The following is a 15,284-nucleotide window of genomic DNA, read 5'->3' on the forward strand; positions in this document are numbered from 1 at the left end:
ACGACGACGGTCTCCGATGGCGCCGAGCACTGCGACTCGAGCTCGCCCTCGCCCGGTAGCCTCGAGGGCACGTCGCAGCAAGGGACGTCACCGCAGGCTGAAGCAGCGGAATCCGCTGCTCAGCCTGCTTGTCGAGATGAGCACCGTCACGGTGCTCGCGCTCGTCATCACCGTGGTCCTGCGGCTGTTCGTCGCGGAGGCGTTCTACGTCCCGTCGGAGTCGATGTACGACACGCTGACCAAGGACGACCGGATCCTGGCCGAGAAGATCAGCTACCTGCATCGGGATGTCGACCGCGGCGACATCATCGTGTTCAAGGACCCGAGCAACTGGCTGAACGAAGAACAGGCCAAGCCGGGCACGCTGCGCCGAGTCGGTGAGTTCGTCGGCATCCTGCCCCGCAGCGGCGAGGGTCACCTGGTGAAGCGGGTGATCGGCATCGGCGGCGACCGGGTGATCTGCTGCAACAAGCAGGGCCAGATCACCGTGAACGGGATCGCGCTGGACGAGCGGGAGTACCTGCTCAAGGACGCCAAGCCCTCCGAGGTCCCGTTCAACGTGCTGGTGCCGGCCGGCCATCTGTGGGTGATGGGCGACAACCGCGCCGAATCCGCCGACTCGCGTGCCCATATGGGCGGCCCCGGCGGTGGATTCGTGCCGGTCGAGAACGTGGTTGGCCGGGCCTGTTGCGTAATCTGGCCGTCTGACCGGATGACGATGCTGCGTCCTCCGGAAACCTTCAAGAAGCCGGGGCTGAAGAAGTGACCGATACGCCGACCAAGACGGACCCAAAACCCGCCCATCGTTCGGGCTTCGGAGCCGCAGCCCGAGAGTTCGTGCTGATCGTGGTCGGGGCCCTGATCGTCTCGTCGATCCTGCGGGCGTTCGTCGGGCAGATGTTCATCATCCCGAGCGAGTCGATGGAGAACACGCTGCTGGTCGGTGACCGGGTCGTGGTGGAGAAGCTCACCGACGTGAAGCGCGGTGACGTGGTCGTGTTCGAGGACCCGGGCGGCTGGCTCGGCCCGGAGGAGAGCGGCCAGAAGCGCGGTTCGGTCGGCCGGTTCTTCGAGATCGTCGGTCTGCTGCCGGATTCCAGCCACGGCCACCTGATCAAGCGCCTGATCGGCATGCCCGGCGACAAGGTCGCCTGCTGCGACTCCAAGGGCCGCCTGCTGGTCAACGGTCAGCCGCTCGACGAGACGAAGTACCTGTATCCGGGGGATGCCCCGTCCCAGATGGAGTTCCAGGTCACCGTCCCGGCCGGCCGGATCTTCGTGATGGGCGACCACCGGTCCGCCTCCGGGGACTCCCGCGTGCACCTGCAGGACCTCGACGCGAACGGCGGCAACCAGGGCGACGCGGCGTTCGTGCCGCTCGACAAGGTCACCGGGCGGGCGATAGCGATCGTCTGGCCGGCGGGCCGCTGGAGCAAACTCGGCGTACCCGACACGTTCAAGGCGGTCCCGGCCCCCGGCCCGGCACCGGACAAACCTTCGATATCGCTCACGCCACCACCTAAGTGAGAACCTGTCGCCTCTGACGCCTAGGGTGAGTTGTGTGATGCGGAGGGCTGAATGAGCGCGTTGCCGCGCGGGAGCACGGTACGGCGAGACGCCGGGCTGTACGGGTACGAGCGTGCCCTGCGCCGCGTCGGCCTGGACCCGATCGCCGGCGTCGACGAGGCCGGTCGCGGGCCCTGTGCCGGGCCGCTGGTGGCGGCCGCGGTGATCCTGCCGGACGGCAAACGGGGCCAGATCCCGGAGCTGGCCGATTCCAAGCTGCTGACCGCCAAGGCGCGGGACCGCTGCTACGAGGAGATCCGTAAGCGGGCGCTGGCCTGGTCGGTGGTCTCGATCGAGGCCGCGGAGTGTGATCGGCTCGGCATGCACGTCGCGAACGTGGAGGCGCTCCGCCGGGCGCTGTTCAGGCTCGACGTGCGCCCGTCGTACGTGCTGACCGACGGGTTCGGTGTCGACGGTCTCGGCGTACCGGGGCTGTCGATCTGGAAGGGTGACCGCGTGGCGGCGTGTATCGCCGCCGCCTCGGTGATCGCCAAGGTGACCCGTGATCGGGTGATGCAGCACTGGGACACCGTGTACCCGCAGTACGGGTTCGCGATCCACAAGGGGTACTGCACCCCCGAACACCAGGCGGCACTGGACGAATACGGCCCGTGCCCGCAACATCGACGGCGGTTTGAGAATGTCCGCCGCAGTCTGCGGCCCGATATGGGACAGAATGTGACCAGTCCCACCGGAGTGGAGAGCAATCGATGAGTGCCGATGACCTCGAGAAGTACGAGACCGATATGGAGCTGCAGCTCTATCGGGAGTACAAGGACGTCGTCGGGATCTTCAAGTACGTCGTGGAGACCGAGCGCCGGTTCTACCTGTGCAACGCGGTCGACCTGAAGGTGCGTACCGAGGGCGGCGACGTGTACTTCGAGGTGACGATGGCCGACGCGTGGGTCTGGGACGTCTACCGGTCGGCCCGCTTCGTGAAGAACGCCAAGGTCGTCACCTTCCGCGACGTCAACATCGAAGAGCTCGCCAAGTCCGACCTGGAAGTCCCGAAGGACTCCGACTTCGGCCGCTGAGCTTCTCCAGAGGCTGAGCTTTTCCACAGGCGGAAAGTGAGGTCCGTTTCGCAGGCCTGATCCCGGCATGTTCTCTGCCGGAGGTGGTCAACGATGCGGACCAGGAACACCGTCGGACGGTACGGCGAGGATCTCGCCGCGAGGTATCTCAGCGAGCACGGTTTCGCGGTGCTCGAGCGCAACTGGCGCTGCGAGCTCGGCGAGATCGACATCGTCGCGCGCGAAGGCAACACGCTCGTCGTGTGTGAGGTGAAGACCCGGCGCGGGCTCAACTACGGCAGCCCGCTCGAGTCGATCACCTACCGGAAGCTGATCACGCTCCGGAAGCTGTCCGGCCGCTGGTTGCAGGCCCACCAGCTCAGACCGGCGGCGATCCGGATCGACGTCGTAGGCGTCCTGTTCGACCACAACACGCCACCTACCGTGGACCACGTGCGGGGTGTGGCCTGATGGCGCTCGCACAGACGTGGTCCGTCGCGCTCGTCGGCCTGGAGGGCCACTTGGTCGAGGTCGAGGCCGACATCGCCCAGGGGCTGCCGAAGACGACCCTGATCGGTCTCCCCGACACGTCCCTGTCCGAAGCCCGCGACCGCGTCCGCGCCGCCGTGGTCAACAGCGGTGAGCGATTCCCCGATCGCAAGGTCACCATCGGCCTGTCACCCGCCACCCTGCCCAAGACCGGCTCGCACTACGACGTCGCCATCGCCCTGTCGCTTCTGACCGCGGCCGGTGTCGTCGATCCCAGTTCTCTCCGTCAGACAGCGATCATCGGCGAGCTCGGCCTCGACGGCCGCATCCGCGAGGTCCGCGGCGCGCTCGCGATGACCCTGGCCGCAGCCCGAGCCGGCTTCGACCGCATCGTCGTCCCCGACCTCAACGTCGGCGAAGCACGTCTCGTCCCAGGCATCGAGGTGTACGGCGCACGCTCGCTCCGTCAGGTCCTCGCGCTACTCCGCGGCGTCGAGATCCCTGACGAGGCACCGCCCCGCGCCGAGCCACGCCTGGTGTCAGAGTCGCTGACCCGGGTTCCAGCGGTCGATCTCGACGACGTCATCGGCCAGCACGAAGGCCGCCGCGCCATCGAGGCCGCTGCAGCCGGTGGCCATCACCTGTTCCTGCACGGGCCGCCGGGATCCGGCAAGACGATGCTCGCGGAACGCCTGGCCGGGCTGATGCCCGACCTGACCGCAGACGACTCGCTCGAGGTGTCGGCCGTGCACTCACTCGCCGGTCTGCTCACCAACGATGCCGAGCTGGTCGTCCGGCCGCCGTTCATCGCGCCGCACCACACTGCCTCCCTGGTCAGCCTCGTCGGCGGTGGGTCAGGCGTGCCCAGGCCTGGTGCCATCAGCTGCGCGCATCGCGGCATCCTGTTCATCGACGAGGCGCCCGAGATGCATCCGCTGACTCTCGACACGCTGCGCCAACCGCTCGAGGCCGGGTTCGTCGAAGTCCATCGGGCTGCCGCGGTCGCGAAGTTCCCGGCCCGCTTCATGCTCGTGCTGGCGGCCAATCCGTGTCCCTGCGGGCTGTCCGGCACCAATCAAGGCATCTGCAGCTGCACCCCTCAGGTCCTCGCCCGCTACCGCCAACGGATCAGCGGCCCGATCAAGGACCGCCTGGACATCCAACGTCAGATCCTCCCGGCGGCACGCACCATCACCGACGCCGAGCCCACCGAATCGACTGCGGTCGTTGCCGACCGGGTCCGGCTCGCCCGCGACCGCCAGGCTCACCGTCACAAAGGCACAGCCTGGATTCTGAACAGCGAGGTCCCCGGCCCGATCCTGCGCCGCGAACATCCCTTGGATGCCGCGAGCAACAAACTCCTCGAGAACCATTACGCGAGCGGCCGCCTGACCGCTCGAGGCTTCGACCGCGTCGTCCGACTCGCGTGGACCCTTGCCGACCTTGCCGGCGCCGACCGGCCGACGGTCGAGCTCACCCACGAAGCGTTCCAGCTGCGAGCCGGCGAGCCGTTGGTGCAGCTCTCCGATCTCCGCCCCCTCAAAGGAATCGCCTGATGACGAACCATGCTCTGAACTTTGCCCTGACGAACCTGGCACTGATGGCTGATGCCATCGGCTCCGGTGGAGGAGCGGCCGGATCCGAGGTGATTGCCGACGGCAACGGCGATCGGGAACGCCTCGCCCGCGCCGGCTTGTCCCGCGTCGTCGAGCCCGGTGACCTCGCCGCGCTGAAGGCATTCGACGGGATGTCCGCGCTGGAGATCTGGGACCGCCTCCAGTGCAGATCACACGGCCTCGAGCGCTGGTCCACCCGCCTCGCCGAGGTCGATCCGGAGCGAGACCTCGAGCGAGCCGCGGCCGCCGGTGCCAGGTTCGTGATCCCCGGTGACGACGAATGGCCCGACCCGATAGACGTTCTCACCGATGCCGGCCAGCTAAGCCGCCGTGCTGGTGCCCCGTTCGGCCTGTGGGTCCGCGGTCGGGCGAATCTCCGTCACGCGTTGAAGCGTTCGGTCTCGGTCGTCGGTGCCCGCGCCTGCTCGTCGTACGGCGAACACGTCGCCGCCGAGCTGTCTGCCGGCCTAGCCGACTCTGGCGTGACCGTGGTGTCCGGTGGGGCCTTCGGCATCGACGCGGCAGCCCACCGCGGCGCGCTCGCAGCCCCCGGCACGACGATCGCCGTACTCGCCTGCGGTGTCGACGTCAGCTACCCGAAACGCAACTCGGCCCTGCTCAGTCGCGTTGCCGAGGAGGGTCTGGTCGTCGCCGAACTCCCACCCGGCTGCTCACCGACCAAGCTCCGCTTCCTCGCCCGCAACCGCCTGATCGCAGCGGCCACCCAGGGCACAGTCGTCATCGAAGCCGCAATCCGCAGCGGCGCCCTCAACACCGCCGGCTGGGCCGAACAGTGCGGCCGCGCCGTCCTGGCTGTGCCCGGCCCCGTCACCTCCCGGATGTCCGCCGGCAGCCACCTGCTGGTCCGCGAACGCAACGCCGTACTAGCCACCAACGTCGCCGACATCATCGAAGCCATCTCACCGTATGGCGCCGGCCTCACCCAACCCCCACGAGCCCCACAATCCGTGGCAGACACCCTCGACGCCGACCTCCAACGCACCCTCGACGCAGTCCCCGTCCTCCATCCAGCCCCAGCCCCCCGCATAGCCGTCACCGCCGGCCTGGACCTTCTCACCACCCAACAATCCCTGGATGCCCTAGCCGCCCTAGCCCTAATAACCCAAACCCCGACCGGCTGGCGCCTCCCATCCCCACCTGGTGGTGCTTAGGAGGGCACGGCGTAGCGGGTTGCGATTTTGGTGGCTCGGGTGTGGAGGGTGGTGCGTAAGGACTGGGGTGTGAGGACTTCTGCGTTGGTGGCTAGTTGCCAGAGGGCCCATTCGGCGTGGCGCGCGTCTTGGAAGGTGACCTCGAGGCGGAGCCAGCCGTCTGAATCAGCTTGTTCGGTGGTGACGGCTAGCGCGGTGGCCATGAGCTCCTCTCGCCGCGCTGGGTTGAGGCGTAGCAGCACGGTGATTTGGTCGCCGCCGGTTCGGAAGGTTGTGCTGCGCTCCTGCCATGTGCGATGCAGGTCAACCCGGTCGGGTCGCTGCGCGGGTTCGTCGAGTTCCTCGGCGGCCAGCACTCGGGACAGCCGGTACGTGCGGTCCTCGCCGGACCGCTTCGCCAGCAGGTAGCCCTGGTCTCGTACGGTGACCAGACCGATCGGGTCCACCGTGCGCCACTTCGGGGTCTGATCCACGGCTGCGTACTGGATCCGCAGCTTGTGCCCGGTGAACACGGCGCTGCGGATCTCGGCTGCGATGGCGTCCGGCACTTCCTCGGTGACCTGCCGACGTGAGAGGAGATCCGTTTCCGGGTCGATCAGCAATCGCTCTACTGCGTCGGCTGCAGTGTCCCGATATCCCTCTGGCAGGGCATCGACGACCTTGAGCATGGCCGAAGCGAGCGCCGAGCCAAGACCGAACACCTGTGCTCCGCGGCGCGATCCGGCGACCAGCAGCGCGAGCGCCTCATCGTTGTTCAGCCCGGTGAGCTCTGTCTGGAACCCGGGCAACAGCTCGAACCCGCCGTACCTCCCGCGTTCGGCATAAACCGGCACGCCGGCTGCGGACAGCGCCTCGATGTCCCGGAGCACGGTGCGGGTGGATACCTCGAGCTCGCGGGCCAGCGTCGGCGCGGACAGCCGACCACGTTGGCGCAGCAGCAGGACCAGTGAGACCAACCGGTCGGCGCGCATCCGACGACTCTACCGCCATACGCGACACAGGATGTCGTGATTCGTTGGGAGGCTTTCAGTACGACGTCAGGCCGGGCTGCTTGGGCCGATGGACGAAGCCTGTCGATCAATCGAATGGAGCTGATGTGGCTGTGGAGCGAACGACGGTCAACCCGTGGACCTGGTCGCTGGACCTGGGCTACAACCAAGGCGAGATCGTCTCCGGCCAGACCCGGACGCTGTACTGCGCCGGGCAGACCGCGATGAGCGGCGACGGAAAGCCCGAGCATGCCGGTGACCTGGCGGCGCAGTTGGCGTTGAGCCTCGACAACCTGGAGGCCGTCCTCGGCAACGCCGGCATGTCCCTCACGAATCTCGTCCGACTCAACGTGTACACCACCGACGTCGACCTGCTGTTCCAGCACTACGGGGTGCTGGCATCGCGGTTGGGCGCTGCCGGGGTCGCGCCGCCGACAACGATGCTCGGCGTGACCCGACTCGCGATCCCCACCCTGCTGGTCGAACTCGAAGCGACAGCCGTCGGGTGAGCCCGGTGCCGAGCACGACACGCGGCCGGACGCAGGCGCCGTCCACCAGACGCGGACGGAGACGGGCGTCGGCCACGAGACGTGGACGGAGACGGGCGTCGGCCACGAGACGCGGACGGACGCGGGTGTTGTCCTGTCCCCGGTCGGCGGGGCGTGATTCCCGGTGGTGAAGGTGGCGACGATAGGCGTGTACGAGTTCGACGTTGAGTCGTTCCTGCAGCGATTGCAGGATGCCGATGTTCGGTTACTGGTCGACGTACGGCAGCGGCGTGGCGTGCGGGGGCCGGAGTACGCCTGGGCGAACTCGCTTCGGTTGCAGGCGGCCCTCGCTGATGTGCGGATCGCGTACGAACATCATCCTGAGCTCGCACCGACCACCGAGCTACGCGAACTGCAGTACGCCGAGGACGATCGGCAAGGGGTGGGCAAGCGTTCGCGCCGCGAACTCGCCGCCGAGTACGTCCGGCGCTACACGACCGAAATCCTCGACCAGGCCGACCTAACGTCGATCGTGTCAGCCCTGCCGACCAACGGAATCGCCGCGCTGCTGTGTGTCGAACTCGAGCCCGCCTCCTGCCATCGCTCGCTGATCGCCAAGCGACTAACCGAACACCACGGCATCACGATCGAGCACCTACGCCCCTTGTAACCCACGGATTCCAGCACATCAGCCCGCCGACGAACGCACGCGCGCGTGGCGCCGTCCAGCCTCACGCGAGCCGTGGTGCGGTCCGGGCGGACGCGCGCGTGGTGTGGTTCGGGCGGACGCGCGCGTGGTGGTGTGGTTCGGGCGGACGCGCGCGTGGTGGTGTGGTTCGGGCGGACGCGCGCGTGGTGGTGTGGTTCGGGCGGACGCGAGCGTGACGCCAGCCAACCACACGGCCGCCGGTGTCCGTGCATGCAACTTGAGCGGCGCTGCCCGGTGCTCCGAGTGCACGTCCACGCGCTGCGGGGCGGAGGTTAGTTGCGCATGTGTTTGCCGCGGGTGGGTTTTTGGGATTGTTGCTGGTCGGGCGGGGTGCGGATTGCGCGTAGCTCGGGTGGGCGGTCCTGGTCGGGGCGGATGGCTTGCAGGCCGCCGGTGCCGGGGTCGGTGTCGCCGAGGTCGAAGTCCCAGCTGTCCTCGTTGGCGAGGCGGCTGTGCCAGCGGCCGTAGAGGGCGTAGATCGCGATACCGATGACCATCCAGACGCCGAACTTGGTCCAGGTGCTGGTCTTCAGGTTCAGCATCAGCCACACCGTTGCGGCGAGCGACAACAGCGGGATCAGCGGGACCATTGGCACCCGGAAGCCACGCTCCAGGTTCGGCTCCGAGCGGCGCAGCGTGAGTACGCCGACAGCGCAGAACGCGAAGCAGAACAGGGCACCGATGACCAGCAGCTCCTCGAGTTCGAGGACCTTCGGGTAGAGCGTGAGCAACAGAGCGGCGAGACCTGCGAAGCCGGCGGCGCGGGCCGGGGAGGAGTACACCCGGCTGACCCGGCCGAGGCTCTTCGGCAGCAGACCGTCACGACCCATGTTGAACAGGACGCGGCTCTGCGCGATGAGGACCACCATGATCACGGTCATCAACGCGAGCAACGCGCCTAGATTGACCACTTTTGCGGCCCACCCGACTCCGACGGCGGCCAACGCCTCGGAGACCGGCGCGGCTCCGCCGAGCTTGCCGTACGGGCGCATGCCGACCAGGACGACGGCCATCGCGATGTAGAGGATCGTTACCGCGCCGACGCCGAGCAGCATCCCTTGCGGGACAGTCTTCCGCGGGCTGCGGGCATCCTCCGACGCGGTCGCGATCAGGTCGAAACCGATGTAAGCGAACACGATCGTGCTGGCCGCCGTGAAGATGCCCATCGTTCCGAACGAACCGAACGACGAGTCCAGGATCCAGCCCAGCAACGTCGGACTCGCCGTCGCGGGAGCGGCCCGGGCCGGCGGCACGAACGGGTGGTAGTTCGCCATGTTGATGTGCGCCGCACCGACGATCACCACGAGCAGGATCACCGCGACCTTCGCGATCACGACGACGGTCAGCACCCGGGCCGACAGCTTGGTGCCGGTGACGATCAGCGCGGTCAGGACCAGCAAGAGCAACGGGGCAACGAGGTTGAGCTTGGCCTCGGGACCGAAGAACTGCGCCACCCCGCTGGGCAGCGTGACTCCGAATCCGTCCAACGTGGCCAGGAAGTACGCCGACCAGACGCGAGCGACGATCGCCGCCGCGGTGACGAGTTCGAGCACGAGCGCCCAACCGACCAGCCAGGCCCACATCTCACCGAAAGTCACGTAACTGAAGGTGTACGCGCTACCGGAGACAGGGATCGTCGAGGACAGCTCGGCGTAACAGGCCGCGGCCAGCACACAGACGATCGCGGCGATGACGAACGACAGGATCACTGCCGGTCCGGCGACATTGGCCGCCTGGACGCCGCTGATGCTGAAGATGCCGGAGCCGATCATCACGCCCAGGCCGAGTACAACCAGGTCGCGACGACCGAACAAGCGCGGCAGACGATGCCGCGCGTCCTCGACTCGAGTGAACGCCGACTCGACCGGCAGGCGCCGGCCTACGGTCTGTCCGTTCGCTGAGGGGGCCATGGTCAGGGGTGCCTCCGTTGCTACTAGGGCAATCGGGCCGAACAGTAGTCGACCGTCGGGTTATCGACCAGACCTCCTCTCGCCGGTCACCGCGCGGTGGCTTGCGATGCCGGGCCGCCTCACGCATCGTCGAGACATGGTGCCGGACGATGTCAGTGGAAACCCTTCCTGGCCGGAAGGTTTCACTCAGTTACTGGCTGACTACGAACGGCATCTGACGGCGGAGAGAGACCTCAGCACTCACTCGGTCAGAGCCTACATCGGGGATGTCGCGGATTTACTCGAACATTTGATTCGGCTTGGTCACGATGATCTTGGCGGGCTGGACATCCGGGGGCTCCGGTCCTGGCTGGCCAAACAGCAAAGTCTGGGGAAATCCCGCAGCACGATGGCGCGGCGGGCCACGGCCGCAAGGGTGTTCACGGCGTGGGCGCAGCGGACCGAGCGGATCGGTACGGATCCGGGAGCATTGCTCGCCAGCCCCAAGCCGCACAAGAGCCTGCCGGGCGTTCTCGGCCAGGCCGACACGCGAGCGGTCCTCGACGCTGCGGCCGTTGCCGCGGACGACGGAAGCCCGGTCGGGCTGCGTGACCTCGCGATCATGGAGCTCCTGTACGCGACGGGGATCCGCGTCGGCGAGCTGTGTGCACTCGACGTCGACGACATCGACCATTCGCGCCGCGTCGTCCGCGTGTTCGGCAAGGGCCGCAAGGAACGGTCCGTCCCGTACGGCGTGCCGGCTGCGGAAGCGCTCGAGCGATGGCTGACCGAAGCGCGTCCGAAGCTGGCGCGGGAGGGGAGCGGTCCGGCCGCCTTCCTCGGCGCGCGTGGTGGGCGGATCGATCAGCGAGCGGTACGACGGTTGGTGCACGAGCGGATCGCGGTCGTCGACGCACCGGATCTCGCCCCGCATGGACTGCGGCATACAGCGGCCACGCATCTCCTCGAAGGTGGCGCGGATCTGCGGAGCGTGCAGGAGTTGCTGGGGCACGCGTCGCTGGCGACGACCCAGGTCTATACGCATGTCTCCAGCGATCGGCTTCGGAAGGCCTACCTGCAGGCGCATCCGCGGGCTTGACCAGGCGCTCCGTGAGGGGGATGCGGGGCGTGAGTGGCTGAATGCGGCAGACTGCGGGACATGCGGGTTTCGGCGAAGTCTGACTATGCGTTGCGAGCTCTGATCGAGATCACCCAACGGTGGGTGGCCGACGATCCTTCGGTGGTGTCGGCCGAGGAGCTGAGTCGGGCGCAGGGCATCCCGCATGGCTTCTTGCAGGGCATCCTCGCCGACCTCCGCCGGGCGGGCGTGCTGTCCAGCCAGCGTGGGCAGTCGGGCGGATGGCGGCTGGCCGTCGACCCCAATGACATCTCGGTCGCGGATGTGATGCGCGCGGTGGACGGTCCGATCGTGAGCATCTCCGGTGTGCGGCCGGAGAGCGTTTCGTACAACGAACATGCGGTGGTCCTCCAACGGGTCTGGATCGCGGCTCGCGCGAGCCTGCGCGACGTACTCGAGAACACGACGTTGATCGATCTCGCCAAGAACAAGCTCCCGGCCGGCGTCGAGCGCCGCTCGAAGGACGAGGACGCCTGGCAGGCCCGCGTCCCCGGCAGCTGATCGGTCGAGCGTCTACTCCCGTCTGATCAGAAGGCCGGCGGTCAGCGTGAGGGCTGCGGTGGCGGCGATGATGAGCTTGGCCGTGCGCTGATTGCTGTCGGGCGGGGCGGGTGATGTGTCCGAGGCGCGTGGAGTTGGCAGCACGGGGGATGGAGCGCGAGCAGATTGAGCCTGCTGATCGGTCAGCGGGAGTAGGCGGACCGGCCGATTCGGGATGAGGGTCAGTGGGTTGAGGTATTGCTTGCCCTGGAGCAGACCCCAGTGCAGGCAGGCTCTCGGCAGGCAGTGCGAGCCGGCAGCGGACAGGCGCCCGATGACGGCGCCGGTCTGGACGGTGGTCCCGACAGAGACCGCCGGCACGACAGGCTCGTACGTCGTACGACGCGCTCCGGTCGTGATCGTGATGACGCCACGGCCGGCGAGTGGACCGGCGTACGTGATCGTGCCAGGGGTTGCGGCGAGGACGGGTTGGCCGGGACGGCCGGCCAGATCGACGCCGCGGTGGCCGGAGAGCCACGGTTTCGCGGGCAGTTCGAAGCCGTGCACCACCTCCGGGCGTGGCTGGAGCGGCCAGTCGGAGGTGGCACCGGGCAGGATGGCGAGGGAGAGCAGGGCGAGGTTCATGCCAGGGAAGATGCCGTCGTCGGGGACGGCCCCGGACCCTCGATCGCGCGATTGTGGATAACCCAGGGCCGGTTCGCGTTGCCCGCCGCCGGTCACGTACACTTCCGGTGGCGTCCCATGTGAGTGGGACGACTACGCATGCCCGCACCAGTGTGCGGTTCCAACGGTCCCGGAGCGATCCTGGCGGAGCCGTACGACGGGCATCAGGAGCAGCGGATCACCCGATCCGACGCGAGACAACCGAGACAACGCGCTGACCCGGGACGAGCACCCCGGCGAGCGTGACAGGAGACCCACACAGTCATGGCCGTAGTAACCATGAAGCAACTCCTCGAGAGCGGCGTGCACTTCGGGCACCAGACCCGTCGGTGGAACCCGAAGATGAAGCGCTACATCCTCACCGAGCGCAACGGCATCTACATCATCGACCTGCAGCAGTCGCTGTCCTACATCGACCGCGCGTACGAGTTCGTCCGCAGCACGGTCGCGTCGGGCGGGGCGATCCTGTTCGTCGGCACCAAGAAGCAGGCCCAGGAAGCGATCGCCGAGCAGGCGACCCGCGTCGGGATGCCGTACGTGAACCAGCGCTGGCTGGGCGGCATGCTGACCAACTTCCAGACGGTGAACAAGCGGCTCCAGCGCCTCAAGGAGCTCGAGCTCATCGACTTCGACGACGTCGCCGCCTCCGGTGTCACGAAGAAGGAGCTGCTGCAGAAGCGTCGCGAGCACGACAAGCTGCTCAAGACCCTCGGCGGTATCCGCGACATGGCCCGGGTTCCGGCCGCCGTGTGGATCGTGGACACCAAGAAGGAGCACCTCGCCGTCGACGAGGCGCGCAAGCTGAAGCTGCCGATCATCGGCATCCTCGACACCAACTGCGACCCGGACGAGGTCGACTACCCGATTCCGGGGAACGACGACGCGATCCGCTCGGTCGGCCTGCTGACCCGGGTCGTCGCCGACGCCGTCGCCGACGGTCTGATGGGCCGCTCCGGCCAGGGCGCTGCCGCGTCCGGCGAGGAGCTGGGCCAGGAGGAGCCGATGGCCGCCTGGGAGCGCGAGCTGCTGGAGAGCCAGAACGGCACCGCCAAGACCGAGAAGGCCGCTGAGGCCGCCCCGGCCGCCGACGCTGCTCCGGCCGCGGAGGCTGCCCCGGTTGCCGAGGCGGTTGCCGAGGCGGCCGACGTCCTGACCGAGCCGGTCGCGTCCGACGCCGTCATCGAGACCGCGCCGGAAGCCGCCGAGGCCAAGGCCGAGGAGACCCCGGCCGCGACCGAGGCGAAGGCCGACGAGACCCCGAAGGCCGACGAGGCCTGACAGCCACGGATGCCGCCCGGCCCCGCCGGGCGGCACCCCGCTGCGTCGCACGGTCCGCAACCGGGCCTGCCCCGCCCATCCAGCCGCATCGACAAGACGAGAGAACGAGGAATGGCGAACTACACCGCCGCTGACGTGAAGAAGCTCCGCGACGCCACCGGCGCGGGCATGATGGACGCGAAGAAGGCGCTCGAGACCACCGACGGCGACTTCGAGAAGGCGATCGAGGAGCTGCGCATCCACGGCGCGGCCAAGGCAGCCAAGCGTGGCGCCGAGCGGTCCGCCACCAACGGCCTGGTGGCCGCGGCGGAGAACGCGCTGGTCCAGCTCAACTGCGAGACCGACTTCGTTGCCAAGAACGAGCAGTTCCAGCAGCTCGCCGCCGACATCGTCGCGCACGCTGCGGCGAGCAAGGTCGGCGACGTCGAGGGCCTGCTGAGCGAGAAGCTGACGGACGGCAAGTCGGTCGCCGAGAACATCGAGGCCCTGGCCGCCGTCATCGGCGAGAAGCTGGAGCTCGGCCGGGTGGCCGTGTTCGACGGCAAGGTGACCGCGTACATGCACAAGCGTGCCGCGGATCTGCCGGCCCAGGTCGGCGTACTGGTCGAGTTCGAGGGTGACAACGTCGAGGCCGCCCGTGGCGCTGCCATGCAGGCCGCCGCGATGCGCCCGCTGTACACCACCCGCGACGAGATCCCGGCCGAGACGGTCGAGAACGAGAAGCGCATCGCCGAGGCCACCGCCCGCGAAGAGGGCAAGCCGGAGCAGGCGCTGCCGAAGATCGTCGAGGGCCGGGTGAACGGCTTCTTCAAGGACGTCGTACTGCTCGAGCAGCCGTCGGTGACCGAGAGCAAGAAGTCCGTGAAGGCCGTGCTCGATGAGGCCGGTGTGACCGTGAAGCGGTTCGCCCGCTTCGAGGTCGGCGCCTGATCCCGACGAGGATCTGAACAGGACAGCAACGAACGAGGAGGCCGGAATCGTGACGGAAACCCTGGGTACCGAGACGAATCCGGCCTCTTCGCCGTTCGCCCCGGCCTATCACCGGGTGCTGCTGAAGCTGTCGGGCGAGGTGTTCGGCGGCGGGAAACTCGGCGTCGACCCCGACGTCGTGAACTCGATCGCCAAGCAGATCGCCGAGGTGGCCCGGGCCGGTGTCCAGGTCGCCGTGGTGGTCGGCGGCGGCAACTTCTTCCGCGGCGCCGAGCTGCAGCAGCGCGGCATGGAGCGCAACCGCGCCGACTACATGGGCATGCTCGGCACGGTGATGAACTGCCTGGCGCTGCAGGACTTCCTGGAGAAGCTCGGTATCGAGACCCGGGTGCAGACCGCCATCACGATGGGCCAGGTCGCCGAGCCGTACATCCCGCGCAAGGCCGAGCGGCACCTGGAGAAGGGCCGCGTGGTCATCTTCGGCGCCGGCTCCGGTATGCCGTACTTCTCCACCGACACCGTCGCCGCCCAGCGCGCGCTCGAGGTCGGCGCCGAGGCGCTGCTGATGGGCAAGCAGGGCGTGGACGGGGTCTACGACTCCGACCCGAAGAAGAACCCGGACGCGGTCAAGTTCGACCAGTTGTCGTACGACGACTTCCTGGCCCGCGGCCTCCGGGTCGCCGACGCCACCGCGATCAGCCTGGCCCGTGACAACGCGCTGCCGATCGTGATCTTCGGCCTCGAAGAGGGCAACATCGCCCGGGTGATCCACGGCGAGAAGATCGGCACGGTCGTCTCGCCGGGGCAATAACCCGGCGTAGGGCGGCGTACCACTAGGATCGG

At 68.1% G+C, this 15,284-nt stretch carries 17 protein-coding genes; 14 read left to right on the forward strand and 3 right to left on the reverse strand.

Features of this window, described 5'->3' with window-relative positions; translation table 11 throughout:
- The first annotated feature begins 136 nt into the window (after positions 1-136).
- The 7 genes from lepB (EV645_RS37600) to dprA all read left to right on the forward strand — a co-directional run bounded on the left by lepB (EV645_RS37600) (position 137) and on the right by dprA (position 5,856).
- Positions 137-766 (forward strand): signal peptidase I, encoded by a 630-nt coding sequence (gene lepB, locus EV645_RS37600; protein WP_242000904.1) that lies wholly within the window; start codon positions 137-139, stop codon positions 764-766.
- The gene (gene lepB, locus EV645_RS37605) at positions 763-1,527 is read left to right on the forward strand and encodes a signal peptidase I (protein WP_130449275.1); all 765 of its coding nucleotides are present in this window, start codon (positions 763-765) and stop codon (positions 1,525-1,527) included. Before lepB (EV645_RS37600) ends, lepB (EV645_RS37605) begins: the two co-directional genes overlap by 4 nt.
- A 51-nt stretch (positions 1,528-1,578) precedes the next feature.
- Positions 1,579-2,280, forward strand: coding sequence for a ribonuclease HII (locus EV645_RS37610; RefSeq protein ID WP_130449277.1), 702 nt, complete (start codon positions 1,579-1,581; stop codon positions 2,278-2,280).
- Positions 2,277-2,600: a DUF2469 domain-containing protein gene (locus EV645_RS37615; protein WP_012922325.1), complete on the forward strand. Its 324-nt coding sequence runs from the start codon at positions 2,277-2,279 to the stop codon at positions 2,598-2,600. Before EV645_RS37610 ends, EV645_RS37615 begins: the two co-directional genes overlap by 4 nt.
- Positions 2,601-2,693: 93 nt before the next feature.
- Positions 2,694-3,050: a YraN family protein gene (locus EV645_RS37620; protein ID WP_130449279.1), complete on the forward strand. Its 357-nt coding sequence runs from the start codon at positions 2,694-2,696 to the stop codon at positions 3,048-3,050.
- The gene (locus EV645_RS37625) at positions 3,050-4,624 is read left to right on the forward strand and encodes a YifB family Mg chelatase-like AAA ATPase (protein ID WP_130449281.1); all 1,575 of its coding nucleotides are present in this window, start codon (positions 3,050-3,052) and stop codon (positions 4,622-4,624) included. Before EV645_RS37620 ends, EV645_RS37625 begins: the two co-directional genes overlap by 1 nt.
- The gene (gene dprA, locus EV645_RS37630) at positions 4,624-5,856 is read left to right on the forward strand and encodes a DNA-processing protein DprA (RefSeq protein ID WP_130449283.1); all 1,233 of its coding nucleotides are present in this window, start codon (positions 4,624-4,626) and stop codon (positions 5,854-5,856) included. Before EV645_RS37625 ends, dprA begins: the two co-directional genes overlap by 1 nt.
- On the opposite strand, the gene EV645_RS37635 is transcribed toward dprA, so the two are convergent.
- Positions 5,853-6,827 carry a helix-turn-helix transcriptional regulator gene (locus tag EV645_RS37635; RefSeq protein ID WP_130449285.1) on the reverse strand — a complete coding sequence of 325 codons (975 nt, stop codon included), beginning with the start codon at positions 6,825-6,827 and terminating at the stop codon, positions 5,853-5,855. The genes dprA and EV645_RS37635 overlap by 4 nt on opposite strands.
- Before the next feature lie 131 nt (positions 6,828-6,958).
- Between EV645_RS37635 and EV645_RS37640 the strand changes: the two genes are divergently transcribed.
- A complete protein-coding gene (locus tag EV645_RS37640) occupies positions 6,959-7,354 on the forward strand; it encodes a RidA family protein (protein WP_130449501.1) in 396 nt (131 codons plus the stop codon).
- Positions 7,355-7,526: 172 nt separating this feature from the next.
- The gene (locus tag EV645_RS37645; RefSeq protein WP_242000905.1) at positions 7,527-8,003 is read left to right on the forward strand and encodes a DUF488 domain-containing protein; all 477 of its coding nucleotides are present in this window, start codon (positions 7,527-7,529) and stop codon (positions 8,001-8,003) included.
- Between the two features lie 311 nt (positions 8,004-8,314).
- Here the strand turns inward: EV645_RS37645 and EV645_RS37650 are convergent, their stop codons facing one another.
- Positions 8,315-9,952, reverse strand: coding sequence for an APC family permease (locus EV645_RS37650; RefSeq protein WP_130449289.1), 1,638 nt, complete (start codon positions 9,950-9,952; stop codon positions 8,315-8,317).
- Positions 9,953-10,088: 136 nt separating this feature from the next.
- On the opposite strand from EV645_RS37650, the gene EV645_RS37655 reads away from it, so the two are divergent.
- Together EV645_RS37655 and EV645_RS37660 are read left to right on the forward strand one after the other, a co-directional pair.
- Positions 10,089-11,030, forward strand: a complete 942-nt coding sequence (locus EV645_RS37655; RefSeq protein WP_130449291.1) for a tyrosine recombinase XerC — start codon at positions 10,089-10,091, stop codon at positions 11,028-11,030.
- A 60-nt stretch (positions 11,031-11,090) separates the two neighbouring features.
- Positions 11,091-11,570 carry an RrF2 family transcriptional regulator gene (locus EV645_RS37660; protein ID WP_130449293.1) on the forward strand — a complete coding sequence of 160 codons (480 nt, stop codon included), beginning with the start codon at positions 11,091-11,093 and terminating at the stop codon, positions 11,568-11,570.
- Positions 11,571-11,582: 12 nt separating this feature from the next.
- Here EV645_RS37660 and EV645_RS37665 read toward each other — a convergent pair whose 3' ends face one another.
- Positions 11,583-12,194 (reverse strand): M23 family metallopeptidase, encoded by a 612-nt coding sequence (locus tag EV645_RS37665; RefSeq protein ID WP_130449295.1) that lies wholly within the window; start codon positions 12,192-12,194, stop codon positions 11,583-11,585.
- A gap of 303 nt (positions 12,195-12,497) precedes the next feature.
- On the opposite strand from EV645_RS37665, the gene rpsB reads away from it, so the two are divergent.
- From rpsB to pyrH, 3 genes are all read left to right on the forward strand, one after another.
- A complete protein-coding gene (gene rpsB, locus EV645_RS37670) occupies positions 12,498-13,511 on the forward strand; it encodes a 30S ribosomal protein S2 (protein WP_130449297.1) in 1,014 nt (337 codons plus the stop codon).
- 111 nt (positions 13,512-13,622) lie between these two features.
- Entirely contained in the window at positions 13,623-14,441 is an 819-nt protein-coding gene (tsf, locus tag EV645_RS37675) for a translation elongation factor Ts (protein WP_130449299.1), read from the forward strand.
- Between the two features lie 49 nt (positions 14,442-14,490).
- Positions 14,491-15,252, forward strand: coding sequence for a UMP kinase (gene pyrH / locus EV645_RS37680; protein WP_242000906.1), 762 nt, complete (start codon positions 14,491-14,493; stop codon positions 15,250-15,252).
- Positions 15,253-15,284: the final 32 nt, after the last annotated feature.

This window comes from Kribbella rubisoli (genome assembly GCF_004217145.1).
GTDB classification, from domain to species: domain Bacteria; phylum Actinomycetota; class Actinomycetes; order Propionibacteriales; family Kribbellaceae; genus Kribbella; species Kribbella rubisoli.